21 protein-coding genes and 1 pseudogene are annotated in these 24,718 nt (G+C 57.5%); 9 read left to right on the forward strand and 13 right to left on the reverse strand.

The window, feature by feature from the left end; translation table 11 throughout:
* Positions 1-323: 323 nt before the first annotated feature.
* Positions 324-911, forward strand: a pseudogene (locus tag KDX30_RS03905) (GNAT family N-acetyltransferase); the annotation flags it as partial.
* A 108-nt stretch (positions 912-1,019) separates the two neighbouring features.
* On the opposite strand, the gene KDX30_RS03910 reads toward KDX30_RS03905, so the two are convergent.
* Positions 1,020-1,565, reverse strand: a complete 546-nt coding sequence (locus KDX30_RS03910; RefSeq protein ID WP_231675024.1) for an RNA polymerase factor sigma-70 — start codon at positions 1,563-1,565, stop codon at positions 1,020-1,022.
* A 435-nt stretch (positions 1,566-2,000) separates the two neighbouring features.
* Complete coding sequence (locus tag KDX30_RS03915; RefSeq protein ID WP_231675053.1) at positions 2,001-5,474, reverse strand: hybrid sensor histidine kinase/response regulator; 3,474 nt, start codon at positions 5,472-5,474, stop codon at positions 2,001-2,003.
* A 523-nt stretch (positions 5,475-5,997) separates the two neighbouring features.
* Here KDX30_RS03915 and KDX30_RS03920 point away from each other — a divergent pair.
* Together KDX30_RS03920 and KDX30_RS03925 are read left to right on the forward strand one after the other, a co-directional pair.
* Entirely contained in the window at positions 5,998-7,872 is a 1,875-nt protein-coding gene (locus tag KDX30_RS03920; protein WP_231675025.1) for an MFS transporter, read from the forward strand.
* A gap of 290 nt (positions 7,873-8,162) precedes the next feature.
* Positions 8,163-9,497: a lysine N(6)-hydroxylase/L-ornithine N(5)-oxygenase family protein gene (locus KDX30_RS03925; RefSeq protein WP_231675026.1), complete on the forward strand. Its 1,335-nt coding sequence runs from the start codon at positions 8,163-8,165 to the stop codon at positions 9,495-9,497.
* Positions 9,498-9,641: 144 nt separating this feature from the next.
* Here the strand turns inward: KDX30_RS03925 and dkgB are convergent, their stop codons facing one another.
* From dkgB to KDX30_RS03955, 6 genes are all read right to left on the reverse strand, one after another.
* Complete coding sequence (gene dkgB, locus KDX30_RS03930; protein ID WP_231675027.1) at positions 9,642-10,445, reverse strand: 2,5-didehydrogluconate reductase DkgB; 804 nt, start codon at positions 10,443-10,445, stop codon at positions 9,642-9,644.
* 301 nt (positions 10,446-10,746) lie between these two features.
* The gene (locus KDX30_RS03935) at positions 10,747-11,286 is read right to left on the reverse strand and encodes a PaaI family thioesterase (RefSeq protein WP_099267458.1); all 540 of its coding nucleotides are present in this window, start codon (positions 11,284-11,286) and stop codon (positions 10,747-10,749) included.
* Positions 11,287-11,460: 174 nt separating this feature from the next.
* Entirely contained in the window at positions 11,461-12,006 is a 546-nt protein-coding gene (locus tag KDX30_RS03940; protein WP_231675028.1) for a DUF1003 domain-containing protein, read from the reverse strand.
* A gap of 216 nt (positions 12,007-12,222) precedes the next feature.
* Positions 12,223-12,420, reverse strand: a complete 198-nt coding sequence (locus tag KDX30_RS03945) for a hypothetical protein (protein ID WP_027900553.1) — start codon at positions 12,418-12,420, stop codon at positions 12,223-12,225.
* A 122-nt stretch (positions 12,421-12,542) separates the two neighbouring features.
* The gene (locus tag KDX30_RS03950) at positions 12,543-13,025 is read right to left on the reverse strand and encodes a GreA/GreB family elongation factor (RefSeq protein WP_099267456.1); all 483 of its coding nucleotides are present in this window, start codon (positions 13,023-13,025) and stop codon (positions 12,543-12,545) included.
* Between the two features lie 3 nt (positions 13,026-13,028).
* Positions 13,029-13,427 carry a hypothetical protein gene (locus KDX30_RS03955; protein WP_231675029.1) on the reverse strand — a complete coding sequence of 133 codons (399 nt, stop codon included), beginning with the start codon at positions 13,425-13,427 and terminating at the stop codon, positions 13,029-13,031.
* Between the two features lie 118 nt (positions 13,428-13,545).
* Here KDX30_RS03955 and earP point away from each other — a divergent pair, with 118 nt between their 5' ends.
* Entirely contained in the window at positions 13,546-14,691 is a 1,146-nt protein-coding gene (earP, locus tag KDX30_RS03960; RefSeq protein WP_231675030.1) for an elongation factor P maturation arginine rhamnosyltransferase EarP, read from the forward strand.
* A 97-nt stretch (positions 14,692-14,788) separates the two neighbouring features.
* Positions 14,789-15,358: an elongation factor P gene (locus tag KDX30_RS03965; protein ID WP_027900557.1), complete on the forward strand. Its 570-nt coding sequence runs from the start codon at positions 14,789-14,791 to the stop codon at positions 15,356-15,358.
* A gap of 220 nt (positions 15,359-15,578) precedes the next feature.
* Here the strand turns inward: KDX30_RS03965 and KDX30_RS03970 are convergent, their stop codons facing one another.
* Together KDX30_RS03970 and KDX30_RS03975 are read right to left on the reverse strand one after the other, a co-directional pair.
* Positions 15,579-15,998: an organic hydroperoxide resistance protein gene (locus KDX30_RS03970; RefSeq protein ID WP_027900558.1), complete on the reverse strand. Its 420-nt coding sequence runs from the start codon at positions 15,996-15,998 to the stop codon at positions 15,579-15,581.
* Positions 15,999-16,406: 408 nt separating this feature from the next.
* On the reverse strand, positions 16,407-16,874 hold the full coding sequence (locus KDX30_RS03975) for a MarR family winged helix-turn-helix transcriptional regulator (protein ID WP_231675031.1): 468 nt from the start codon (positions 16,872-16,874) through the stop codon (positions 16,407-16,409).
* A gap of 206 nt (positions 16,875-17,080) precedes the next feature.
* On the opposite strand from KDX30_RS03975, the gene KDX30_RS03980 reads away from it, so the two are divergent.
* Positions 17,081-17,827 carry a sulfite exporter TauE/SafE family protein gene (locus KDX30_RS03980; protein WP_027900560.1) on the forward strand — a complete coding sequence of 249 codons (747 nt, stop codon included), beginning with the start codon at positions 17,081-17,083 and terminating at the stop codon, positions 17,825-17,827.
* 4 nt (positions 17,828-17,831) lie between these two features.
* Here KDX30_RS03980 and KDX30_RS03985 read toward each other — a convergent pair whose 3' ends face one another.
* The gene (locus tag KDX30_RS03985; protein WP_027900561.1) at positions 17,832-18,686 is read right to left on the reverse strand and encodes a LysR substrate-binding domain-containing protein; all 855 of its coding nucleotides are present in this window, start codon (positions 18,684-18,686) and stop codon (positions 17,832-17,834) included.
* 94 nt (positions 18,687-18,780) lie between these two features.
* Here KDX30_RS03985 and KDX30_RS03990 point away from each other — a divergent pair, with 94 nt between their 5' ends.
* The gene (locus KDX30_RS03990) at positions 18,781-19,017 is read left to right on the forward strand and encodes a DUF1127 domain-containing protein (RefSeq protein ID WP_027900562.1); all 237 of its coding nucleotides are present in this window, start codon (positions 18,781-18,783) and stop codon (positions 19,015-19,017) included.
* Between the two features lie 109 nt (positions 19,018-19,126).
* On the opposite strand, the gene KDX30_RS03995 is transcribed toward KDX30_RS03990, so the two are convergent.
* The gene (locus KDX30_RS03995; protein WP_099267452.1) at positions 19,127-20,473 is read right to left on the reverse strand and encodes a class II 3-deoxy-7-phosphoheptulonate synthase; all 1,347 of its coding nucleotides are present in this window, start codon (positions 20,471-20,473) and stop codon (positions 19,127-19,129) included.
* Positions 20,474-20,693: 220 nt separating this feature from the next.
* On the opposite strand from KDX30_RS03995, the gene KDX30_RS04000 reads away from it, so the two are divergent.
* A complete protein-coding gene (locus KDX30_RS04000) occupies positions 20,694-21,449 on the forward strand; it encodes a spermidine synthase (protein ID WP_027900564.1) in 756 nt (251 codons plus the stop codon).
* Between the two features lie 368 nt (positions 21,450-21,817).
* Here KDX30_RS04000 and KDX30_RS04005 read toward each other — a convergent pair whose 3' ends face one another.
* A complete protein-coding gene (locus tag KDX30_RS04005) occupies positions 21,818-22,609 on the reverse strand; it encodes a crotonase/enoyl-CoA hydratase family protein (protein WP_099267451.1) in 792 nt (263 codons plus the stop codon).
* Between the two features lie 386 nt (positions 22,610-22,995).
* On the opposite strand from KDX30_RS04005, the gene KDX30_RS04010 reads away from it, so the two are divergent.
* Complete coding sequence (locus KDX30_RS04010) at positions 22,996-24,705, forward strand: DEAD/DEAH box helicase (protein ID WP_200866102.1); 1,710 nt, start codon at positions 22,996-22,998, stop codon at positions 24,703-24,705.
* Positions 24,706-24,718 lie beyond the last annotated feature (13 nt).

The raw sequence follows: 24,718 nt of genomic DNA on the forward strand, positions 1-24,718 counted from the left end.
CGGTAGGAGCGAACTTGTTCGCGAGACGATTCAACTGACACACCGCGTAGTCTTCTCGCCAACAAGTTGCCTCCTACCCGAACGGCAGAGACACTACGCCCACGGTAGGAGCGAACTTGTTCGCGAAGACGATTCAACTGACACACCGCGTAATCCTTCTCGCCAAAAAGTTGCGTGCTACGACTCCACATTTCAAGCTGAGGTGCTTGCTGAGAGCCTCGCATTAAATTTTCCCACCCCGAGAACGTTTTCTCACTGAATCAGCCCTTTATTCGTGAGCCCAAAGCATGCCTCAGTCATTACCCGCGACGGCGATGCCGTTGATTCGCCCGGCCAAGCCTGTCGGCGAAGTCTATCGACGTTTTGATGCCCGTCTCGGCACCTCGATTTCTCTGCGCGCTCTGGATGTCGATCTGGACCTTGAGCGCTTCAATCGCTGGCAAAACAATCCTCGCGTTCTGCAATTCTGGCAGGAGGGCGGATCGCTGGAGCAGCATCGAGAGTACCTGGAAAAGCAGGCTGCCGACCCTCATACACTGACCTTGATCGGCTGCTTTGACGACGAACCCTTTGCTTATTTCGAAGCCTATTGGGCGCTGGAAGATCGCATCGCTCCGTTCTGTAGTCCTGGCGAATACGACCGTGGGATTCACATGTTGGTGGGCGAAGAAAGCCACCGGGGCCCACATAAAGTCGCCAGTTGGCTCTCGGCACTGGTGCATTACCTTTTTCTCGATGATGAGCGCACTCAGCGGCTGGTGTCAGAACCGCGTGCCGACAACGGGAAGATGATTGCCTATATGCAAGGGCAGGGGTTCGAGAAGGAGAAGGAATTCGATTTCCCACATAAGCGGGCAGCGCTGATGACGCTGGACCGGCAGCGGTTTTTTGAGCGGTGTGATTGGGCTTAACGCCGGTTTACGTCGTGCACCGTCCCTGTAGGAGCTGCCGAAGGCTGCGATTGGGGCGGTCAGTGAAACCGCTTTCGCAGCCTTCGGCAGCTCCTACAGGTTCAGCGTTCAGCGACGTACAGCGCGCGCTTCCTGCAGGGAAACCTTGCGGCAATGCACCAGCGCATCGCGAATCATGAAGTTCACCAGTGTCGGCGAAACACCCAGTTCCTTGGCGATGTCCTTCTGCGGGACGCCGTGCAGCCGGTACATCTCGAATGCATAGCGAGTGCGGCTAGGCAGTTCGGTCAGGGCGTCGGCAATGGTTTCCAGGGTGGTGAAGTTCATGTGCGAGGTTTCAGGAGACGCGCCGTGGATAACCACATTGAGTCCCTCTTCCTCGGGGCCCGAGTACTTCTGCTCAAGCGCCTGTTTGCGGTAATGATCGATCGCCAGATTGCGCACGATCTGAAACAGGTAACTGAGCTGGGCCTTGATCGACGACGTGATCTGCGGCGCGGACTGCAGTCGGAAGAAAGCGTCCTGTACGACGTCTTCCGCCCGTGATCGGCAGCCGGTAATGCGGGCGGCGATCTTGACCAGAATCAGGCGGTTTTCGACAAACGCCTGGAGAAGCGGTGAATCGCACGTACTTGTGGATAGTTGTTCCGGCATGGAAATCACCTTGCAGCAATTGGGCAGATGCAGCTTTCGTAGGGAAGCCCCCTACACACCGGGCAACAAATTAGGCTTGATGATAATGATTGTCAAATGAGAAATATGTATATCGGTATTCCTTTCTCATAATCGTTTGCCTCACCGCTTGCGCTGCGGACCATCAACGGCGAGGCTTGGCCGCGATAAACGACAACGCGGTCTGTCTTTTAGCTGCGTCTTATGTATCGCGGGCAAGCCTTGCTCCCACAGGGGACGGCATTTCAACTCAAGATTAAATGCGCCTCGAAGAGCATTGGACCTATGCGGGAGATTCTATGTTTGCCTGCAAGCTGAGATGCAAAGTAAATCGAGTGGGACCTGTGGAAGCAGAGCTTGCTCGCGATAAGGTCCGCGCGGTCTAAAGTGAAACGCGTCCAGCCTTATGCGCAGACCTCACCCCAACATCACATGCCGACTCAGCAACGCCCGCAAAGCAGCGGGCTTGACCGGCTTGGGCAGGTAATCCAGCCCCGCAGCATGCACTTGAGCGATCAGTTCGGGCCGGCCGTCGGCGCTGATCACGACGCCCGGTACCGGTTTACCCAGGCGCGTTCGCAACCAGGCCATCAGCTCGGTGCCGGTCTCGCCATTGTCCAGGTGGTAATCCACCAGCGCCAGTTGCGGGCTTACGCCTTCATCCAGCAGCGCCTGACATTCCTCACGGCTGCGGGCAGTCCATACCTGACAGCCCCAGCGAGTCAGCAGGCTGTTCATGCCGATCAGAATGCTGTCTTCGTTATCAATGCACAGCACTTGCGTCCCGGTCAGCGCGTTACGGTTTGCGTCGGGTACGACGCTGGCCGGAACTGTCTGATGCTGAGCCAGCGGCACGCACACGCTGAACACGCTGCCTTTGCCCGGCCATGAGCGCACTTGCAACGTGTGGCCCAGTACGCGACACAGACCATCAGCAATCGCCAGGCCCAGCCCCAGGCCTTTTTCAGCGCGGGTCTGGTGACTGTCCAGACGTTTGAACTCTTCGAAAATCACCCGCTGCTTGTCTTCCGGAATCCCCGGCCCGCGATCCCAGACCTCCAGACTAAGGTAGGTGCCACGACGGCGCACGCCGAGCAGTATCGGGCCTTTGCCGTAACGGAACGCATTGGTCAGGAAGTTCTGCAGGATGCGCCGCAGCAACTTGGCATCACTGTCGACCCGCAGCGCGGTGCCGCTTACCCGGAATTCCAGGCCTTGTTCCTGGGCCAGCGCCTTGAACTCGGCGCCCAGTGTGTCAAACAGCGTGTTCAGTGCAAAAGGCTGACGGTCCGGGGTGATCTTGCCGTTTTCCAGGCGGGAAATGTCCAGCAAGTCGCTGATCAGGTCTTCGGCTGAGCGCAGCGAACTGTCCAGATGCTGCACCAGTTGCTGGGTTTCAGCGGACATGCCGTCGTCCTGATGGGACAGCGCCGCGGAGAACAGGCGGGCGGCATTCAGTGGTTGCATCAAGTCGTGGCTGACCGCTGCCAGGAAGCGGGTTTTCGACTGGTTGGCCGCTTCGGCTGTGCCCTTGGCTTCGGTCAGGGCAAGGTTCAGCTGTGATAGCTCGTGGGTACGCTCGGCGACCCGTTGCTCAAGGCTTTCATTCGCGCCCTTGAGCGCATGTTCGGCATCGCGGAAGGCTGTGATGTCAGTGAAACTCATCACGAAACCACCGCCAGGCATCGGGTTGCCGATCAGTTCGATCACCCGGCCATTGGGGAACATCCGCTCGGAGGTGTGGGCACGGCCCTGACGCATCCAGTGCAGACGCCGGGCCACGTGAACTTCCGCCTCGCCGGGACCCAGCAGCCCGCGTTCGGCGTTGTAGCGAATGATGTCGGCAATCGGGCGGCCAATGCTGATCAGCCCCTCGGGATAATTGAACAGCTCCAGATAACGGTGATTCCACGCCACCAGCTTGAGCGATTGATCGACCACGCTGATGCCCTGGGTGATGTTCTCGATGGCTCCTTGGAGCAGGGCGCGGTTGAACTGCAGCACCTCGGAGGCTTCATCGGCGATGCGCACCACGTCTTCGAGCTGCATGTCGCGGCCTTCGATGGCGGCTTTCACCACGGCGCGGGTCGATGAGGCGCCCAGCACACCGGCCAACAGGCGCTCGGTGTGAGCGATCCAGTCGCCGTTGGCATTCTGGTTCGGGTTGAAGCCTTTGCCTTGACGATAGGCAAAGCGGATGAAGCTTTGTCGGGCGCGTTCTTCACCCACGAAACGTGCGGAAAGGTTCAGCAAATCCTCGACCTGCACGGCCAGCAGCGGCCGGTTGCCGGTGCTGACGCTGGCGTCCTGACCGATGAAACGTCCGGCCTGCCAGTGCTCGGAAACCCGGGTCTTGGAGATCACCGACACCCAGCCGAACAGGATGAAGTTGCCCGCCAACGACAGCACCACGCCTTGGGTCAGCGGCGTAATCGGCAACCCCAACGGGTTGCTGTGCAGCCAGGCCAGCAGTGGAAACGTTTCCAGCGGCCATCCCAGACTTTCGGCAGAAATCGGCAGTACCAAGGTGTAAAACCACAGGAAAATCCCGGCCCCCAATCCGGCAAAAACACCCCTGCGGTTGGCCTGCTTCCACCACAGTGCACCAAACATCGCGGGCGATAACTGCGTAATGGCGGCGAAGGCGATCTGGCCAATGGTTGCCAGACTGGCGGTCGAACCCAGCAGTCGATAGCAGACGTAGGCCAGCAGCAGAATGACCACGATGCTGACCCGGCGCACCGACAGCATCCAGTGACGGAACGCCTCAAACGGGCGCTCCGCCGTTTTTCGGCTCAGTAGCCAAGGCAGCAGCATGTCGTTGGAGATCATCGTCGACAGCGCGACACTCGCCACGATCACCATGCCTGTTGCCGCTGAGGCACCGCCGATGAACGCCAGCAAGGCCAGTGACGGATGAGTCGTCGCCAGCGGCAGACTGATCACGAACGAGTCCGGGAGCACCGAGTCTGGCAGCAGCATTTGTCCGGCCAGGGCGATGGGCACTACGAAAAGCGCCGCGAGGACCAGATAGGCCGGGAACACCCACTTGGCCAGGCGCAGGTCTTGCGGATCGATATTCTCCACGACGGTGACGTGAAACTGCCGTGGCAAGCAGACAATCGCCATCATCGCCACGCCGGTTTGCACCACCATGGACGGCCAGTTGATGGTTTCCTTCCAGTACTCCTCAAGCCGTGGCGCGATCAGGGCCTGATTGAACAGGTCGTCGAAGCCGTCATAGAGGCCATAGGTCACGAACGCGCCCACTGCCATGAAGGCAAACAGCTTGACCAGCGCCTCGAAGGCAATCGCCATGACCATGCCGCGATGGTGCTCGGTGACGTCCAGATTGCGCGTTCCAAAGACAATCGTGAACAGCGCGAGGACCAGCGAGACGATGAGTGCTGTGTCCTGGGCTCGGGTTCCTGTGGCGTCCGCGACTGCACCAATGAGGATGTTCACCCCCAGCACGATGCCTTTGAGTTGCAGGGCGATATAGGGCAGCACGCCCACCAGACAGATCAGCGCAACCACCACGGCCAGGGATTGCGACTTGCCATAGCGGGCAGCGATGAAGTCAGCAATCGAGGTGATGTTTTCCTGTTTGCTGATCAGCACCATCTTTTGCAGCACCCACGGCGCCAGCAGCATCAGCACCACAGGCCCGAGGTAGATCGGCAGAAACGACCATAACTGCTCGGCGGCCTGACCAACTGCGCCGAAGAACGTCCAGCTGGTGCAATACACCGCCAGCGACAGGCTATACACCCACGCGCGCAGCCGGGGCGGCAGCGACGTGCTGCGCCGGTCACCGTAAAAGGCGATGGCAAACATGACGGCCATATAAGCCAGGGCGACGGCCGCAATCAGCCCGGTGGACAGCGACATAGACATTCAGAGCCTCAAGAACAAGCTGGCTAGTCTCGCATGAAGGTTCGGGGGAGCAGGAGCTACTTTAGTCGTGAAAGGGAAGAGTGGCTGGATGTGGGCACTTGGTGCGCTTATGGCGGGCAAGCACTGTCCATACATGCCGTTGATTCCTGTGGGAGCAGCCCCTGTGTTCATCACACTGCGCTGTCTCACGCCAAACGATGGACCTGGAGCGCACGAGCACCGCGAGGCCGCGATAGCGGTGTATCAGACAAACTGCCATCGCTGCCTCGCTGTGCTCGTGAGCTCCTACAGGATGTATTTCAATTAGGTAGTCTGGATACGAACCGAGCTTCTCGCGATAAACGATGATGCGGTCTGTCTGGGCAGCCAAAGCGCCTGAATCGCGGGCAAGCCACGCTCCCACAGGATCTGCGCCATTCTGAATTGACCTCCAAATCCACAACATTCCGAAACATGCTATCGACATTACGTCTTGTAACGTCTTCAATGTGCCCGTTGCCATTCAGGATCGCGGACGATGAGCCATCAGTCACAGTTCAATTTGCTTGGAAAGCGTCGTTTCCTGCCGTTTTTCATCACACAGTCCCTCGGGGCTTTCAATGACAATATCCTCAAGCAATCGCTGATTCTGGCCATTCTCTACAAACTGAACATCGACGGTGATCGCTCTATCTGGGTCAACCTGTGTGCGTTGCTGTTCATCCTGCCGTTCTTCCTGTTCTCTGCCCTAGCCGGACAGTTTGGTGAGAAGTACGCCAAGGACAAGTTGATCCGTGTGATCAAGCTGGCCGAGATTGGCATCATGCTGGTGGGATCGGTGGGGTTTCTGTTCGGGCACTTGTGGCTGATGCTGGTGGCGTTGTTTGCCATGGGCACCCACTCGGCGCTGTTCGGGCCCGTGAAGTATTCGATCCTGCCGCAACACCTGCGTGAAGAAGAACTGGTCGGCGGTAACGGGCTGGTGGAAATGGGCACCTTTCTGGCGATTCTGGCCGGGACCATTTGCGCCGGTATCATCATGTCCACCGCTCATTACGAGATGTTTGTCGCCAGCGTGATGGTGTTGACGGCGAGCCTGGGCTACATCGCCAGCCATAGCATTCCCCGGGCCGCAGCGGTTACGCCGCAGATGAAAATTGAATGGAATATTTTCACTCAGACCTGGGCCACCTTGCGTCTGGGACTGGGTCAGACGCCCGCGGTGTCGCGTTCAATTGTCGGTAACTCGTGGTTCTGGTTCGTCGGTGCGATTTACCTGACGCAAATCCCGTCCTACGCCAAAGAGTGGCTGTACGGCGACGAAACCGTGGTGACGCTGATACTGACCGTCTTCTCCATCGGCATCGCGACCGGCTCGATGCTCTGCGAGCGCCTGTCCGGGCGCAAGGTAGAAATAGGTCTGGTGCCATTTGGCTCCATGGGCCTGACGGTGTTCGGCCTGTTGCTGTGGTGGCATTCCGGACAGATGCCGCAGAACGTCATGGCCAATGACTGGCTGGGCGTCCTTGGTTTCAGTCATGCGTGGTGGGTGCTGCTGGACATTCTCGGCATCGGGATTTTTGGTGGCTTCTACATCGTGCCGCTGTATGCCCTGATTCAGTCCCGCACCCTGGAGCGCGAGCGCTCTCGGGTCATTGCTGCCAACAACATTCTCAATGCGCTGTTCATGGTGGTGTCGGCGATTGTGTCGATCTTGCTGCTCAGCGTGGCCAAGCTGTCGATTCCTGAGCTGTTCCTGGCCATCTCGTTGATGAACATCGCGGTCAACGTGTACATCTTCAAGGTTGTTCCCGAGTTCACCATGCGCTTCATGATCTGGCTGCTCAGCCATTCCATGTACCGCGTCAAGCACGAGAATCTCGACCATATTCCAGACGAAGGTCCGGCATTGCTGGTTTGTAATCACGTGTCGTTCGTTGATGCCCTGTTGATCGGCGGCGCAGTGCGGCGGCCGATTCGTTTCGTCATGTACTACAAGATCTACAACTTGCCGGTGCTTAACTTTATTTTCCGCACCGCCGGGACGATCCCTATCGCCGGGCGTGGTGAGGACTTGCAGATCTACGATCAAGCTTTCAAAAAGATTGCCCAATACCTGAACGAAGGCGAGCTGGTATGCATCTTTCCAGAAGGCAAGTTGACTCGCGACGGTGAGATTGATGAGTTTAAAAGTGGCATGAAGCTCATTCTTGAACAGACGTCTGTGCCGGTCATCCCGATGGCGCTGCAAGGCTTGTGGGGCAGCTTTTTCAGCCGTGCGCCGGGCAAACGTTTGTTCCGCCGCCTGTGGTCGAGGGTGACTGTTGTCGCCGGGCCAGCGTTGACAGGTGACGCATCGACCCAGGCAGCGGCGCGCAGACAGGTGGCGTTGTTGCGTGGGGAGTCGCGTTAAGCCGCGTCTGATCAAAAATAGCGCAATTATTTGAATGGAAACGTATTCCTGTAGGAGCTGCCGAAGGCTGCGATAGCGGTGTGTCAGGCTTGATGCATTCGCAGCCTTCGGCAGCTCCTACAGAATATGCATCACATAACAGCAGGGCCGGCTTTCCTGTCCCTCTGCCTCGTCGCCCCGTTCTCGGCCCAATCGTTAAATTTTGTTTCTCTGTCCTCGTTTCCTACTGCAACAGGCCACCTTGCTGGCCATTGATTGACGAGCGGGCAACATCTCCCGAGGACACTGGAATGACACAGGCTCTTGTATCTGCCGTGGTTCACGATTTGATCGGTATCGGTTTTGGTCCATCCAATCTGGCACTGGCAATTGCCCTGAAGGAACGGGGCGAGCGGGAGGGTGCGCTGGATGCGTTGTTCCTCGACAAACAGGCCGACTACCGCTGGCACGGCAACACTCTGGTGACCCAAAGCGAACTGCAGATTTCCTTCCTCAAGGATCTGGTCACGCTGCGTAATCCCACGAGCCCGTTTTCGTTCGTCAACTACCTCAAGCAGCACGGTCGCCTGGTGGACTTCATCAACCTGGGCACTTTTTACCCGTGCCGGATGGAGTACAACGACTACCTGCGCTGGGTGGCAGCACAGTTCAACGAACAGAGCCGCTATGGCGAAGAAGTCACCGCCATCGAGCCGGTGCTGCACAAAAAGCAGGTCGAGGCGTTGCGGGTTATCTCCCGTGATACGCAAGGCCAGAATCATGTGCGCACCACTCGCTCGGTGGTGGTCAGCTCTGGCGGCACGCCGCGTATTCCTGAGGCTTTCTCCGGGATGAAGGGCGACGCACGAGTGTTTCACCATTCCAAATACCTGCAATCCATGGCTCAGCAAGCCTGCGCCAATGGCAAGCCGATGCGCATCGCGATTGTTGGCGGCGGGCAGAGTGCGGCCGAGGCCTTCATTGACCTGAACGACAGTTACCCGTCGGTGCAGGTGGACGTGATTCTGCGCGGTTCGGCCCTCAAGCCTGCTGACGACAGTCCTTTCGTCAACGAAGTGTTCTCACCCGAGTTCACCGATCTCATGTTCAGCCAGAACGGCATGCAGCGCGCAGAGATGATCCGCGAATACCACAGCACCAATTACTCAGTGGTGGACATTGATCTGATCGAGCGCATCTACGGTGTGTTCTATCGCCAGAAAGTCTCGGGCATTGCACGTCATACATTCCGCAACCTGACCTCGGTCCAGAACGCGAAGGCAACCGCCAACGGTATTGAAGTGGTGCTGGGTAATCTCGCCAATGGTGAAAGCAGCGTGCAGACCTACGACGCAGTGGTCCTGGCCACCGGCTACGAGCGTCAGTTGCACCGCCATCTGCTGGAGCCGCTGAGTGAGTATCTGGGGGACTTTGAAGTGAGCCGCGATTATCGGATCAAGAGCGACAGCCGCTGCAAAGCCTCGATCTACATGCAGGGTTTCTGCGAGTCCAGTCACGGGTTGAGCGACACCTTGTTGTCGGTGCTGCCAATCCGCGCCGATGAAATCGCCGAATCGCTGTACGCCAATGTGGCGCGGGCGGGGCGTGATCAGTCAGTGCTGGAGCGGCTGTTGGCGGTGGGGTAAGCACACCTCATTGAATTGAAATGAAATCTCTTGTGGGAGCCGGGCTTGCCCGCGATAAGGACACCGCGATTTCTGTTAGATCGCTTCGACCTTATCGCGGGCAAGCCCGGCTCCCACAGGTATTGCATTCCAATCAGACGCTGATCAATCCCACTTCGGCGCAAGGCTCGCGGGGCTGGTCAGGCGGTGGCCGCGATCTAGCGCTGCGATCTGTGCCATGTCTTCATCGCTCAGTTTCAAATCCTGAGCCTTGAGGTTGCTCTCCAGATTGCTGCGTTTGGTCGACGACGGGATCACCGCGTAACCCAGTTGCATCGCCCAGGCCAGCGTCACTTGTGCTGTCGAAGCATTGTGGCGTTTGGCGATCTGTTCGATCACCGGATCCTTCAGCACTTCACCGTAGGCCAGGGTCATGTAAGACGTGATCTGAATGCCGTGCTGTTTGGCGAAGTCAGCCACCTTGCGGTTTTGCAGGTACGGGTGCAGTTCAATCTGGTTGGTGGCGATGTTCTCTGCACCGACCACTTCAATGGCTTCCTTCATCAACGCAATCGTGAAGTTGGAGATGCCGATCTGTTTGGTCAGGCCTTGCTTTTTGGCCTCCAGCAAAGCCGTCATGAACTCTTTGACCGAGACTTTGCCTTCTGGCGAAGGCCAGTGAATCAGTGTCAGATCCACGTGGTCAGTCTGCAGTTTTGCCAGGCTTTCCTTGAGGCTCGGGATCAGCTTGTCGGCGGCGAAGTTGTCGGTCCAGATTTTGGTGGTGATGAACAACTCTTCACGAGGCACGTCGCTGTCGGCGATGGCTTTGCCGACTTCGGCTTCGTTGCCATAGATCTGAGCGGTGTCGATGACTCTATAGCCCACTTCAAGGCCATTGGTTACAGAGTCGATAACAACCTGATCCTTGAGGCGAAAAGTGCCAAGGCCGAATGCTGGAATAGACATGCGTGGTGCTCCTTCAAATTGATTCAACAAACAAGACGTGAGCTCAGTATCCCGGCTCGGACTGCGGAGAAAAACAGTGCAACGGGAAAGGGATATTTGCCTGTGCGTCACGAATGGGCTTGTCAGGTTGGTCAGTAGAAGGCGTGGAGGGTTCAAGATTTTGGTCGTTCAGCGTGTGAGAGAGGTCTCGATTGGAACTGTAGGAGCTCACGAGCACCGCGAGGCAGCGATAGCGTTCTATCTGATACACCGCCATCGCTGGCTCGCGATGCTCGTGAGCTCCTACAACTATGGAGTCAATTCAAGTATCCATATTGAGAATCATGCAGGTCGTACTGCCAATGGCGTAAAGCCGGTCATCCACGTCATACAGCCGACCCTCGGCCAATGCAGTTGAACGACCGATATGGATCACCTTGCCTTCCGCGCGCACCGGCCCGACTGAGTGGTTCAGTGCCCTTACGTAACTGATACGCAAGTCCAGCGTGGTGTAGCCCTGACCTTTTTTCAGACGGGTGTGAATCGCGCAACCCATGCATGAGTCCAGTAGCGTTGCCGCGTACCCGCCATGCACGCTGCCCAAAGGATTGTAATGACGCTCATCGGGCGTCCCCTGAAAAACGAACTCTCCCGGCGACCAGCGCAGCGGAGTGAAATCCATGAGCTCGCCAATGGGCGGACAGGGCAGGTCGCCACGACCAATGCCTTCGAAGAACTCTCTGGGCTCCAACAGGGCCACATCGGCTAGACGCATTGTGCCCGCTGCGCCCAGGCTTTCTCGTATGGCTCGCTCTTCTTCCAGCCAGAGGCTGAGTTTTTCATCACGGGTCTGAATCGACATGACGTGCACTCCACAAGGCTTTTGCGGTTTTAATTATGGTCATAATCCTTTGGTTTTATGACGGGTGCAATACTAAGTGGCGACAGCTCTGGAAAATGTCCGACTCAAGTAACGGCTTGGCCTACCTGGCTTCTCACTCGAACAGGATGGACAGGGCGTTGGAAAAGCGGCCAGTCAGCCCGGCTTTTTCTCGCAATCGACCGGGTCGCGTTTCACGAAATGCTTATGCATGTCAGAGGTGAGCGTCTCAATACGCTCGGTGAGCGATTTGGTCAGTTCTGTGAGGCGGGTGTTCTGCTCCAGCAGCGAGAGCATTTGTGCTGCCAGATCTTCGCGGTGCTGGGCGTCAGCGTCGGCATTGGCTTTGTCGCGCGCTGACTGGCGGGTCTGAGCCAGCAGAATCAGAGGCGCTGCGTAGGCCGACTGAAGGCTGAACGCCAGATTGAGGAGGATAAACGGGTACAGATCGAATTGGGTCAGGCCGGTGGCGTTACACACCACCCAGAGCAGAACGATAACGGTTTGTGCACCGAGGAACGCAGGCGTACCAAAGAAGCGGGCGAAGGCCTCGGCCTTGAGGGCAAACCCGTCATTGCCAAAGGTACTGGCGAGGTGCGCGTGGTGCTTGTGGAAACGCAGATGATCGACAGGTTTCTTGCCGGTCGATTCTGTTGCTAAGTGCCGTTCAGAGGGGGCGTGTTCAGATCCAGCGGGATTCATGACGGATTCCAGATTACCGGGGCGTGCGGCCACTATAGGCGCTTGCGCCGGGTTAGGGTGTCATGGGCTGAACCGGGGCTGAATAGACGACAGTGGGAGCGAATTTATTCGCGAAGGCGGTGCCAGGCATGTATCGACTGTATCAGCCCATCGCGAATAAATTCGCTCCCACACAGTCTGCACAGGGTTCTCATCAAATTCAGAGACCGCGGGCACTCAATCCGGATGCAACGGCTTGGACAGCGACATAATGGCTGCGTAGTCATAGACGTACTGACGTCCGGCATGGCTGGTCTGACGTAACTGGTCGATCAGCAGTCGCTCTTTCTTGTTCAGGTATCTCAGCCCAGGGTGGTCACTTGACTTGAGGCGATCACGTTCATGGGCGTCAGGGAAAGCAATGACGTTAGTCATGAAATATCTCCTACTTAGTGAGTCCTTGCTTCCGGTTATGTAGTCCCGGTCACTTTATGTGGCGACGAAGCCACCATACCCAGAAAAAGTTGGAGCGATCAACCCTGTAAATGAATAGCCGGTCACACTATCTGCGTGACTTCGAAGGTTTGGCTGCTGCTATTTACGCGAATCTCCAGTTCATCGCCCGTCTGTTTACCCAGCAAGCTCTGGCCTAATGGCGCACGGGCGGTGATTACCGTGACAGTGTGCGCGTCGTATTGAATCTTCAGACCAGCGGCGTCAGGCCCCAGAAACAGATGCTGTTCAACGCCAAGGTGATTTTCCAGCGTGATCAGGTCGCCGGACTGAATGCCTTTGTCCTCGCTGAATGGCGCGAGTGTCAGCTTTTGGTAGAGCACCAGCGACTGGCGAATTTCTTCCACACGCCGCGCCTGACCCGCAGCCAGATACGAGGCTTCGAGCCCCAGCGTGTCGTATTTGTTTTCGGCGATGTTTTCTTCGTGGGTCGCGGTTTCATACGCGGTCTGAGCAGCGCGCCGGGCGATATCCAGGTCCACCTCCAGTTTGTCGATGATCAGTTGCAACACGTCTTGCTTGTTCATGGTTTATCCGCAGAACTGGATGACATTGGCGCGGCTTTTCTCGCTGGGCGCGGTGCGATCCTGCTGCATCCAGAAGTTACATTTGGGGCCGTTGAAGTTTTTCTGCTGTTGTTCCTGAGCCTGTTCCCACGCCTGGCGAGCCTCGCTTTCCCGCAGGCTTTGCTCATACTTTTCGAACATGGTTTTTTCCGCCGCGGGCGCAGGCTTTTCGACCGGCGGTGCGCTTAGTTGCGCGGCCGCATTGTTGATTACCTGAGTTTCGGCAGCGGGCAGGGCTTTGTAGATCAGCATGCCGGTCATCGCCACTGCGACAAAACCAAGCCAGATGCCGATGGCGATACAGGCGATCAGTTTCAATGGGTGAAGGGACACATTCAGCTCGCGACGATGGGTAGTGGGCATGACGGGATCTCGGCGTTGACTGCAGATGCTGCGATTGTGCCATGACCGGAGGCTGGTGAATGCCGGTTGTCTGAAGGACAATCGGCGTTTTTTATCATCCAGCCTCAGGGAGCCGGACATGAAAGCCTCTTGGGACATTTTTTGCAGCGTCGTCGACAACTACGGCGACATCGGCGTGACCTGGCGTCTGGCCAGGCAACTGGTAGCCGAGCATGGTTTGAAGGTACGCCTGTGGGTCGATGATCTGACTGCCTTCGTACGCCTGAGCCCTGGCGCTGATGCCTCTGCCGCGCAGCAGTGGCGCGAAGGCGTCAGCGTCCATCAATGGCCGAAACAATGGGAGGCCACTGACATCCCCGACGTAATTGTTGAGGCATTCGCCTGCCGTCTGCCACCCGACTACGTTGACGCTATCGCACAATGTTCACCCCGGCCGGTATGGATCAATCTCGAATACCTCAGTGCCGAATATTGGGTGAGTGGCTGCCATGGCCTGCCGTCGGTGCAATCCAACGGGCTGCGCAAATTCTTTTTCTTTCCGGGCTTTGTTCCGACTACCGGTGGTCTGCTGCGAGAGCATGATTTGCTTGTCACACGTCAGGCGTTTCAACAGAACCAGGCAGCGCGTAGCCATTTCCTGCAAGGTCTTAGGGTCACTCCTGACGATGGCGCGCGGTTGATTTCGGTGTTTGCGTATGAAAATCCGGGTATCGGAGCCTGGCTTGACGCATTGGCGACCGATAGCGAGGCAAACCATTTACTGGTACCGGAAGGCCGTATTCTGGGGGATCTGCAACGCTGGCTTGGCGTCGACTCGCTTCATGCCGGGGCACGGGAAACCCGCGGGGCGCTGACGGTTCAGGTACTGCCGTTCGTCAGACAGGAGGATTACGACCGGCTCCTATGGTCCTGTGATTTCAACGTGGTACGCGGCGAAGACTCTTTCGTAAGGGCGCAGTGGGCGGGGCGGCCGCTGCTCTGGCACATCTATGAACAGGACGATGACGCCCATTGGGTCAAGCTCGATGCCTTTCTGGAGCACTACCTTGCAGGGCTCTCGCCCGAGGCTGCAAAGGCGTTGAGCGACTTCTGGCGCACCTGGAATGCCGGAGAGGAGGGCGCTGAAAGCTGGCAGGCGCTGCTTGAGCACTGGTCAGAGATCGCGAACCACGCTGAAAGCTGGTGTGTGCAGCAAGCTTCCCTCGCTGATCTTGCGACGGCGCTGGTACTGTTTTGTGGAGTTTCGTATGATACGCGGCCTTGAGATTAGGCTCTGTACGAAAAAGACCTTCGCGTGACACGCGCGAAGCGGTTTCTCGTACAGAGCCTCGGCAAATTCCATCCAAATTCGGATATACGCAATGAAAACTGGTAAAGAACTCAAACCCGGTACCGTGATTCGTCTTGAAAATGACCCTTGGCTGGTTCAGAAAGCTGAATTCACCAAGTCCGGTCGTAACAGCGCCATCATGAAAACCAAGCTGAAAAACCTGCTGACCGGTTACAAGACCGAGATCGTTTACAGCGCTGATGACAAACTGGACGACGTAATCCTCGACCGCAAAGAAGCGACCCTGTCCTTCATCAGCGGCGACACTTACACGTTCATGGACACCACTGACTACACCATGTACGAGCTGAACGCTGAAGACATCGAAGCCGTTCTGCCATTCGTGGAAGAAGGCATGACCGACGTCTGCGAAGCGATCTTCTTCGAAGAGCGTCTGGTTTCCGTAGAGCTGCCAACCACCATCGTGCGCGTAGTTGACTACACCGAAGGTTCGGCTCGTGGCGACACTTCCGGCAAGGTGATGAAGCCTGCCAAGCTGGCCAACGGTACCGAGCTGCAAGTAGCTGATTTCATCGAAATCGGTGACCGCATCGAGATCGATACACGTGAAGGCGGTTCCTACAAAGGCCGTGCTAAATAAGCACAGCTTTTACCGCGTTCAACAAAAAGCCCGCAGCGATGCGGGCTTTTTTGTGGGCGCTTGTCGAACGAACATGGCTGCCCTTGTGCCGCCTGTGTGGGAGCGAATTCATTCGCGAAAGCTATATATCAGTCAACAGAAGCGTGTCGGCTGTACTGGCCTCTTCGCGAATGAATTCCCACAGGTTTCGGCCATTCCGCAGCACCTGGAACCGTTGCGGTTATACGGTTACATGCAGGCGCACATCAACGTTGCCGCGAGTAGCGTTCGAGTACGGGCACACCTGGTGAGCCGCTTCAACCAGTTGCTCGGCATCCGCTTGTTCCAGGCCTGGCAGGTTGATGTTCAGGTCGATATCCAGACCGAAACCGCCAGGAATCTGGCCGATGCCGACATGGGTAGTGATCGAGGCGTCAGCCGGAATAGTGCGCTTGCTCTGGCCCGCGACGAATTTCAGCGCGCCGATGAAGCAGGCCGAGTAACCGGCTGCAAACAATTGCTCAGGGTTGGTGGCTGCACCACCTGCGCCGCCCAGTTCTTTTGGCGTAGCGAGTTTCACGTCGAGGATATTGTCGCTGGAAACAGCACGACCATCACGGCCGCCGGTTGCAGTTGCGATGCCGGTATAAAGCGTATCCATGGTGTCACCTCATCAGAGTCGGAAGATCGTAGTGATCGGGTCTTTCAAAACTTGTCTGTTTGCGCTGGAAAGGAGTGCGCTAACGGAGTACGAAATAAATGTATCGCGCAAATAGTTTGCGCGCAAGATAATATTTCGGATTGTTGGAATGGAATCATCTATAGGCGATCGGCTTGTGCTCCCGGCACAGTGCGGTGGTGACGCAAGCACGCTTTTTTCTGTGGGAGCTGAGCTTGCTCGCGATAAGGTCGGGCGCGATCTAAAGTGAACCGCGTCCAGCCTCATCGCGAGCAAGCTCGGCTCCCAACATGGTATTTTTTGACGCGAGACTGCGCGGTGCCATGCACATCGGGATGCTCTTACAGAAAAACGTTTATCCAGTGGTTGTGGATGAGGTGCAGAACGCCCTCAAACACTGCCCTGCAGATTCTCGCGAAGCTTGAGCAGTTCACCTTGCAACGCTTGCAGTTGTGCTATTTCCAGGCCGCTGGCGGACAGGATGCAGCCGGGGACGGTCAGGGCTTTTTGCTGAAGGGCCCGGCCTTGTTCGGTCAGGTGCAGCAGCACAACCCGCTCATCTTCCTTGCTGCGAGTACGACTGATAAAACCTTCGCCTTCCAGGCGTTTGAGCAGGGGCGTCAGGGAACCCGGATCTGTCAGCAGCCGGGTGCTGACGTCGCCAACGGTCAAACCGTCCTGTTCCCAGAGCACCATCATCGCCAGATACTGCGGATAGGTCAGGCCCAGCGCCTGCAGCAGCGGTTTGTAGACCTTGGTCATCAGCAAAGACGTGGAGTAAAGGGCGAAACACAGTTGGTTGTCGAGCTGCAACGCTTGGCAGTTACTGTCGGCAGTGGAGCTGGCGTCAGCGCTCATGGGATGGTCCTCTTTTGCGTGTGTCATGCCGACAATTTAGTGCCGTGATCTTTGTTGCGCCAGATAAATTCCGGTCAGTCGCTGCGCGCAAGCAGGGATGGCTTGTGATCAGGGGCATGAAAACCATCGCAATAGCGCACATCGGTTATTTGCCTGAGCAGCCAGACTGCGTAGCATGCGCGCATTGTTTGAGAAGGGATTGCGGCGTGATTGAAGTGGTGATGTTCGTAGCGTTGGGTGCCGCCATGGGCACTCTGGGTGGGTTGTTCGGTATTGGGGGCGGCCTGGTTGCGATTCCCGCTTTAGGCGTGCTGTTCGGGCTTGATCAACAACTGGCTCAGGGCACCGCTTTGTTGATGGTATTGCCTAACGTGCTGTTGGCGCTGTGGCGTTACAACCAGCGAAATCGTATCTCCATGCGCAACGCCATGATGCTGATCATCCCCAGTTTCTGTCTGGCGTGGCTGACATCGTTGTGGGCGGTACGCCTTGATCCGCAGCACATGCGCCTGGCGTTCATTGCCTTTCTGATTTTGCTCACGGTCTTCAATCTGGCGCAGATGTTCTGGCGCAAAGATAACGCCAGTACCGGGTTGCGCCACGTTAATCGGCTCTGGTTGCTAGGGATAGGTTCGGGCGTCACCGGAGGCCTGTTCGGCGTCGGCGGTGGAGTGATTGCCACGCCGATTCTGACCAGTTTTTTTGGTGCGAGCCAAGTGGTTGCGCAAGGACTGGCTTTGGCGCTGGCTGCCCCGAGTACAGCCATCACCTTGTTTACTTACGCACTGCATGACCACGTCAATTGGAGCATGGGCATTCCGCTGGCCGTGGGTGGGCTGGCCAGCATCAGTTGGGGCGTAAAGCTGGCGCATTCGCTGCCCGAGCGTTTGCTGCGCTCGCTGTTCTGCGGCTTCCTGGTGGTCTGTGCGGTCATTCTGGCATTCAAAGCCTGAACGCTTAAAGCCTGAATCCTTCGGCGATGTGTTCCGCGAGACATTCGGTAATGGGCGACGGGTTTTTCGGATTACGCAGCAGGACGATGCTCGCCAGCGGTAGCTGCGGCATCTGTTCAGCTTCGCCAATGATGCGTAAATCAGGGGTTAGCAGACTTTCCAGTTGTGCGGTCACGGCCAGGCCGGCTGTCACTACCGCGCTGATCGCCGCCAGACTCGCACTCGTGTAGGCAATCCGATAATCGCGCTGCATCGTGTCTAGCGCATTGCAGGCCCACGTTCGGCAAAAACAGTCGGTGTTGAACATCGCCAAAGGCATCGGATTTTGTTCGTGAGGATAAAAGCCTTGAGCAACCATCCAGACAAATCGCTCCTGACGCAGGATCTGACCGATCTCGGTACCGGGTTCGCGAGTAACGATACTCAGGTCCAGATCCTGGCGCAGGAGCAATTGTCTTGAGGGTTCACAGTGCACTTCAATCTGCACCAGCGGATAGGTCTGCGCAAATCGCTGCAGAATGCCGGGTAAAAAACGCATGACGTAGTCGTCCGGTGAACCAATCTTCACCACGCCCACCATGTGCGGCTCGCGCAGGGTGTTGAAGACTTCTCCGTGCAGCTTCAGGATCCGCCGCGCATAACCCAGTAGCACTTGCCCCTCAATCGTCAGGCTGACGGTGCGTCCATCCTTCTGGAAGAGGGGACGCTGGATCAGATCTTCCTCCAGACGCTTCATCTGCATGCTGACGGCCGATTGAGTACGGTTCACCACTTCGCCCGCGCGGGTAAACCCACCGTGATCGGCAATAGCGACAAACGTGCGAAGGAGCTCGGTGTCGATGCTTGGGTAGCTGGTCAATGCATCAATCTCTCAAATGGAACGCATAAAAAACATTCGTTTGATTGATCTTAACGCTGGCGCGAGACTCTTGCCATCCCACATGGAGGGCAAGATGATGAAAGGTCAAAAAGGTTACGTGCTGGTGTTGAAAGCCCAATCCCGTGATTCCTGGATCGAGCGCCTGCTCAGGTCGATAAGGAGACGCGCTTCCCGCTGGTCCGAACTGCATCGCCAGCGTCGGCAATTGGAAAGTTTGAGTGACGCTGCACTGAAGGATCTTGGTTTGAGTCGGGCGGATGTCTATCAGGAAACCGGGCAGCACTTCTGGAAAGACCCGATGAAGCGCTGATGTTGGCTGTAACCACTGTAGGAGCTGCCGAAGGCTGCGATGGCGGTGTGTCAAAGGTATGCAATCGCAGCCTTCGGCAGCTCCTACAAGTCTTGGGTTTGCCTGAGGCCTAGCGTTTAACCTGCTTCAACGTCTCCGCAATCAGAAACGCCAGCTCCAGCGACTGATCGGCGTTCATCCGTGGGTCGCAGTGGGTGTGGTAACGATCTGACAAACCATCTTCGGTAATCGGCCGGGCGCCGCCAATGCATTCAGTGACGTTCTGCCCGGTCATTTCGATATGAATGCCGCCGGCATACGTGCCTTCAGCCTGATGCACCTGGAAGAACTGTTTCACCTCGCCAAGGATCTGCGCAAAGTCGCGCGTTTTGTAGCCGCTGCTGGCCTTGATCGTATTGCCATGCATCGGGTCGGAACTCCACAGCACTTTGCGGCCTTCACGTTCAACGGCGCGGATCAGTTGCGGCAAGTGGTCGCCAACCTTGTTCGCGCCCATGCGGGCGATCAGGTTGAGGCGGCCAGGGTCGTTGTCCGGATTGAGGGTGTCGATCAGGCGAATCAAATCATCGGGGTTCATGCTTGGGCCGACTTTCACGCCAATCGGGTTGTTCACCCCGCGCAGGAACTCCACATGAGCGCCGTCCAATTGCCGGGTACGGTCGCCGATCCACAGCATGTGCGCCGAACAATCGTAGTAGTCGTTGGTCAGGCTGTCGCGCCGCACAAAGGCTTCTTCATAGTTCAGCAGCAGCGCTTCGTGGGCGGTGAAGAAACTGGTTTCACGCAGTTGCGGCGAGCTGTCCATCCCGCAGGCGCGCATGAACGCCAGGGTTTCATCAATGCGGTCGGCCAGTTGGCTGTACTTCTCGGCCAAGGCTGAGTTGGCGATGAAGTCCAGGTTCCATTTGTGGACTTGATGCAGGTCGGCGAAACCGCCCTGGGCAAAGGCACGCAGCAGGTTCAGGGTTGCAGTGGACTGGTTGTAGGCCTGAATCAGTCGGTCCGGGTCCGGAACGCGGCTTTTTTCATCGAAGCCGATGGCGTTGACGATATCGCCCCGATACGCGGGAAACGTCACGCCGTCGATGGTTTCATCGTTGGCTGAGCGGGGTTTGGCGAACTGACCGGCCATGCGACCGACTTTCACAACCGGGCACCCGGCAGCAAAGGTCATGACGATTGCCATCTGCAGCAAGACTTTGAATGTGTCGCGAATCTTGGCCGCGGAGAACTCGACGAAGCTCTCGGCGCAATCACCGCCCTGCAACAGGAAGGCACGGCCCTGAGTCACCTCGGCAAACTGTCGGCGCAACTCTCTGGCCTCGCCGGCAAATACCAGCGGCGGATAGCTTGCCAGTGTCTGCTCGACCTTTAACAAGTGCGCAGCATCGGGGTATTGAGGTTGCTGCTGAATAGGCAATGCCCGCCAGCTGTCGGGGCTCCAGGGTTGGCTCATCATGAACTCAAGGTCAGTGCGATCGGATCAGCATGTTAGCAGTTCGCCGAGCTGTCGCTAGCGTCCAAGGGATAATCGGAGCGCGGTTACGGCAGTAGCGCTAGCGCCATCAAAGAGAAAGAGCGTGACCTTGTGACTGCGGTTGATCGACAATTCGCTTTTTGCGCGGTCCTGCGACTGCATCAACAGGCCAGACTTGGGCTCGCCGTTAGGAGAAACAATGACTGAGGAGCGGGTGGAGCGGATTCTGGCCGAGGTGCACGACGATTTCGGCATGATTCGCGTGCTGGAGGTCGACGACTACCGCTTTCTGGAATTCGGCGATGCCATCGAGCAAAGCTGCACCTTCACGGCCGATCCGAGCTGGCTTGAGTACGACTACACCCGGGCGATGCTGATTGGCGCGTTGTGTCACGACGCCCCGGAAAGCGCGCTGTTTCTGGGGCTGGGGGCGGGTACGCTGACTCAGGCTTGCCTGAAGTTTTTGCCGCTGGAAGATGTCGAGGCCATCGAATTGCGTCCTGACGTGCCGCGTCTGGCTATTGAATTCATGGGGCTGGATGACGATCCCCGGTTGTATATCCGCATTGGCGATGCGCTTGAACTGCTGGACACCGCCGAACCGGCTGACCTGATTTTCGTCGATCTCTATACCGATGTCGGTCCCGGTGTTGGCCATCTGGCCTGGAAATTCCTTGAGAACTGTCAGAAACGTCTGAATTCAGGAGGCTGGCTGGTGATCAATCAGTGGGCCTCGGATGACGGCAAACCGTTGGGCGCGGCGCTATTTCGTGGTCTCTACCACCGGCACTACTGGGAGCTGCCGGTGAAGGAGGGCAACGTTATTCTTATTGTTCCTGCCGATCTGGATCAGGAGCTGGACGTTGCATCGCTGAATGCCCGTGCTGAAGAACTGGCACCACGCCTTGGTTACTCGCTGGCATCCTTGATCAAGGATCTGCGCCCGGCAACCTGAAGACAGAGCCTTCAGGCGTTGCCCATGTCCGGACACGGCGAACGATCTTTGGGGCGCATTTCTGTAGGAGCTGCCGAAGGCTGCGATGCTCTTATCCTGACACACCGCCATCGCAGCCTTCGGCAGCTCCTACACAGACTGTGTGAAAACTACTCCAGGCTGGGCACCTTCGGTGCTACGCGCACAATACTGCGTTAAAAACAGGCGAAAAATGCTCATTTAGAACACCTAGAGTCGGACGCGACCCCGGCCGTTTTTCGCCTGTGTTTGCCTTGTCTTGCCGTCGCTCGCTACGTTTTCACACAGTCTGTACAGGTCCAATGCCTGCTGCGCGACAGCGCTGTGTCACGGACACTGTGGGACTCAGATCACACGCCTTTAAAGACACCGGGCCTGCGCTCTTGCATGGCAAGCAGGCCTTCTTTGGCGTCCTCGGTACTCATCAGGTGGTTGACCATGGCAGGTAGCGCCTGGGCGGCGACTGTTTCTCCTTCGAGCACCGCCTGACGGGCCGAAGCAATCGTTGCGCGAATCGCCAGCGGTGCCTGTTCTGCGATGCGCCCGGCCAGCAGCAAGGCATAGGGCAGAAGGTCTTCCGGGGCCGTGACTTCCTGCACCAGCCCCATGCGACAGGCTTCCTGGGCATCGAATTCGTCGCCGGTCAGCAGCCAGCGCATCGCATTGCCCCAACCGGCGATCTGATGCAGACGTAATGTGGCGCCACCAAAGGCGAAGATCCCGCGATGGACTTCCAGTTGCGCAAAGCGGGTCGTGCTCGCGCACAGATTGATATCCGACGCCAACATCAGCTCAATGCCCAGGGTCAGGCAGTAACCCTGAGCGGCAACGATCACCGGTTTGCTGACCCGGGGGCCTGCGAACACGCCCCAAGGGTCACAACCGCCTTCGGGCACCTGCCAGCCATTGATCAGCGCCGGACCGGCTTCGGCCAGATCCAGCCCGGCAGTGAAATGCTCACCATGGGCAAAAACCACCAGGACTCTGGCCTGATCCTCGCGTTCGTATTCACCGTAAGCCAGGCTTAGCTGGTTGAGCAGCTCAAGATCGAAGGCGTTGCGTTTGGCGACACGATCCAGGCCGATGAGCATCACGTGGTCGTGCAGTTCACGACTGACACGGCCTTTTATAGAGGAAGTCATGTAGGAAGTCCCTGCGCGTGGAGTAGGATCGGAGGCGGACTGTCTGAGTGATCAGGTGAACCGTTTAAGCAGTTTCTCCCGTAAACCCGGGCCTGTAGCAAAATAGTCACTGTTGTCGGTTTGCGCAAAGCCTGTAGGTCTTGGGCATTAGCCATGATTGGTAGTGAAAAAAATCCTCACTTTTTTGCGTAATTCCGGTATAGTGCGCGCCGGTCTTTAACAGGGCCCTCGTCAAGGTATTGCAATTCCCCGAAGCCAGCTTCGGCTGCTTGTTCGCTGTGCGAACTATCCTAGGCGATCCATTCATCAAACGTTTTCGCAAATCCCCGCCGACAGAGCAGCCAGGGTGACTTTAGGGTCGTACACGGCACGCGCAGCTTTGGAGCATGGGTCTTTGCGGATGCACTAGAGGCAGACCCATGACCCAGGAATTCGGCGGCTTCGCCGCTTTTGAACTTCATCCAAATATCCTTGCAGCCGTTATTGCCACTGGCTACGAAGAGCCTTCGGCCATTCAGCAGCAGTCGATCCCGATTATCATGGCCGGCCATGACATGATCGGCCAGGCGCAAACCGGTACGGGTAAAACCGCCGCGTTCGCACTGCCAATCCTGCATCGTATCGACCCAAGCAAGCGCGAGCCGCAAGCACTGATTCTGGCGCCGACTCGCGAACTGGCCCTGCAGGTTGCTACCGCTTTCGAAACCTACGCCAAGCAAATGCCGGGCGTTACCGTAGTGGCTGTCTACGGCGGTGCGCCGATGGGCCCGCAACTGAAAGCAATCCGCAATGGCGCACAAATCGTTGTCGCCACGCCGGGCCGTCTGTGCGATCACCTGCGTCGTGACGAGAAAGTCCTCGCGACCGTGAACCACCTGGTTCTCGACGAAGCGGACGAAATGCTCAAGCTGGGCTTCATGGACGACCTGGAAGTTATCTTCAAGGCCATGCCGGAAACCAAGCAGACCGTTTTGTTCTCGGCTACTTTGCCGCAATCGATCCGTGCCATCGCCGAGCGCCACCTGCGCGATCCGAAGCACGTTAAGATTCAGACCAAGACCCAGACCGTTACCGCGATCGAGCAGGCTCACCTGCTGGTTCACGCTGACCAGAAGACCTCAGCTGTACTGAGCCTGCTGGAAGTCGAAGATTTCGACGCCCTGATCATGTTCGTACGCACCAAGCAAGCGACCCTGGATCTGGCAAGTGCCCTTGAAGCCAAAGGCTACAAGGCTGCTGCACTGAACGGTGACATTGCCCAGAACCAGCGTGAGCGCGTTATCGACTCCCTCAAGGATGGCCGCCTGGACATCGTTGTAGCGACCGACGTTGCTGCCCGTGGTCTGGACGTTCCGCGCATCACTCACGTATTCAACGTTGACATGCCGTACGACCCAGAGTCCTACGTTCACCGTATCGGCCGTACTGGCCGTGCCGGTCGCGAAGGTCGTGCACTGCTGCTGGTGACTCCGCGTGAGCGCCGCATGCTGCAAGTGATCGAGCGTGTAACCGGTCAGAAAGTTGCTGAAGTCCGCCTGCCGGATGCTCAGGCTGTTCTCGATGCCCGCATCAAGAAACTGACCAACAGCCTGTCGCCACTGGTTGGCGATGCCGAGTCGACTCACGGCGAACTGCTGGATCGTCTGACTGCCGATATCGGTTGCAGCCCGCGCGCCCTGGCCGCTGCTCTGCTGCGCAAAGCTACCAACGGTCAGGCTCTGACCCTGGCAGCCATCGAGCGCGAGCGCCCACTGGTGCCGAACAACGCACCGCGTGAGCGTAGTGATCGTTCGTCGTCGGATCGTCCAGAGCGCAGTGGTGATCGTGAGCGTCGCGCTCCGGTTCCATTGGCCGAAGGTCGTGCTCGTTGCCGTACCGCGCTGGGTGCGCGTGATGGTATCGCTGCCAAGAACCTGCTGGGTGCAATCCTCAACGAAGGCGGCCTGGCCCGCGAAGCAATCGGCCGCATCCAGGTGCGCGACAGCTTCAGCCTGGTTGAACTGCCGGAAGATGGCCTTGAGCGTCTGTTGACCAAACTCAAGGACACCCGCGTTGCAGGCAAGCAGTTGAAGCTGCGTCGCTATCGCGAAGATTGATCAACGCTTGAGT

This window comes from Pseudomonas quasicaspiana, assembly GCF_021147825.1.
Taxonomy (GTDB): Bacteria; Pseudomonadota; Gammaproteobacteria; order Pseudomonadales; family Pseudomonadaceae; genus Aquipseudomonas; species Aquipseudomonas quasicaspiana.